Genomic DNA, 1847 nt, shown 5'->3' on the forward strand with positions numbered 1-1847 from the left:
TTTTAACTAAATGTGCGGAATTCTCCATCTATAATCTGTGATTTAGATGGAGATGGATAGCACGCCTTTTCAGTCGGGTCTCTCTTGGTTTTGGATGTATTCTCGAATTACATCAATTGTCGCTCCACCTGTTGTAAGTAGACAGTATGCCCTCGTCCAAAGCACAGGTTTCCAATAATAAGGTTTTAGTTCTTCACCGAACTCCTTGCGTATCAGTCTGCTTGATACAGTTTTTAGATTATTGATGAATTTACTTGGCATGATGTTCGGGTGCATATCTAACAATAAGTGAATATGATCAGCTTCACCATTGAACTCAATCAAGTCAATCTCCCAATCAGCACAGTTCTTTTTTACAATTTCTTCAAGCCGATTGATCATCTCATTTGAAAGGCATTTCTTGCGATATTTTGTTACCAACACTAAATGATATGTAAGTTTATAAACACAGTGATAATGTGACTTCATTACATTTACACTAAGCAATTAATTTGCTAAATTATAACCATGAAACAACCTTTTTTGAAAGCGTATAAATATCGCATCTATCCTACTTCTGAGCAGAAAGTGCAATTTGAAAAGCACTTCGGATGCACTCGCTTTATTTTCAATTGGGCTTTAGCACTTCAAACTAAAGCTCATTCTGAAACTCAAAAATTATTATCAAAAAAGGATATTCAAGACCAATTAGTTGCCATGAAAAAACAACCTGAATTCGAATGGTTGAACGAGGTGAATAGTCAATCACTTCTTAGTGGGTTACTTCACCTACACACTGCTTACAACAACTTTTTTCAGCGATTAAAGAAAGGCAAGGTTGAATTCAGAAAGATCAAAGGATATAAACCAAATCCTGATGAAAAACGCCCATTAAGTCATCTTGTCGGCTACCCACGGTTCAAATCCAAGAAAATACCGCAACGGTCTTATCAATGCCCTCAGCACGCAACAGTGAGCTTTGAGAACGGATTACTTCATCTACCTAAAATTAAAGGGATAAAAACTGTATTTAGTCGGGTATTTAATGGGAAAATCAAAACTGTCACCATTAGCAAAACAGCGACAGGTAAGTATTATGCTTCGATTTTGGTCGAGTCAGAGTTAGAACTTGTTGCATCAACAACAATTCAAGCTGATCAAACCATCGGAATTGATATGGGTTTGAATCACATGCTCATTCAATCCGATGGTAATAAGGTTGAAAATCCAAAATACTTGCGACAGGCTCAAAACCGACTATCCATACAGCAGAAGATATTTGCTCGAAAGAAGAAAGAATCAAAGAATTATCAACGTCAAAAATTAAGTGTTGCATTCATCCATGAAAAAGTGCGCCTGCAACGCTTAGACCTACATCACAAACTCACGCATTACTTGATCTGTGAAAACCAAGCGACCACGTATGCTGTAGAAGATTTAGGGATAAAAAACATGGTAAGAAATCGAAAATTAGCCAAGTCCATTTCGGATGTGGCTTGGGGTCAATTTCTTACGATATTACAATACAAGGCAAAATGGTTCGGTAAGAATGTGCTACAAATTGGAAGATTCGTTCCAAGTTCTAAAGCATGTTCATGTTGTGGTTATACTATGACAAAATTGCCACTAAGCATAAGAGAATGGCAATGTCCTGACTGTGAAACAGTGCATGATCGTGATTTGAATGCAAGCTTGAATATACGCAATTTCGCTTTAGCTGATGCACTAGGACATAGTGCTGTATAAAGAGTTCCTGTACCGCCATACTGTCAGCGCAGTGCGGTATCGAAAGGTGCAATCTCTAAGATTGCATGGGTCGCAAAGATTCCCCCACCATAGCTCTTAGCTTGGTGGTGGGAGTATGTCAA

The 1847-nt window shown here is 38.0% G+C and carries 2 protein-coding genes; one reads left to right on the forward strand and one right to left on the reverse strand.

Annotated elements, in window-relative coordinates; all coding sequences use genetic code 11:
- Positions 1–69: 69 nt before the first annotated feature.
- A complete protein-coding gene (gene tnpA, locus FTT88_RS17000) occupies positions 70–468 on the reverse strand; it encodes an IS200/IS605 family transposase (RefSeq protein ID WP_152873595.1) in 399 nt (132 codons plus the stop codon).
- Positions 469–507: 39 nt separating this feature from the next.
- Here tnpA and FTT88_RS17005 point away from each other — a divergent pair, with 39 nt between their 5' ends.
- Positions 508–1725 carry an RNA-guided endonuclease TnpB family protein gene (locus FTT88_RS17005; protein ID WP_180047579.1) on the forward strand — a complete coding sequence of 406 codons (1218 nt, stop codon included), beginning with the start codon at positions 508–510 and terminating at the stop codon, positions 1723–1725.
- Positions 1726–1847: the final 122 nt, after the last annotated feature.

The organism is Acinetobacter sp. YH01024 (assembly GCF_013420195.1).
Classification (GTDB): Bacteria; Pseudomonadota; Gammaproteobacteria; order Pseudomonadales; family Moraxellaceae; genus Acinetobacter; species Acinetobacter amyesii.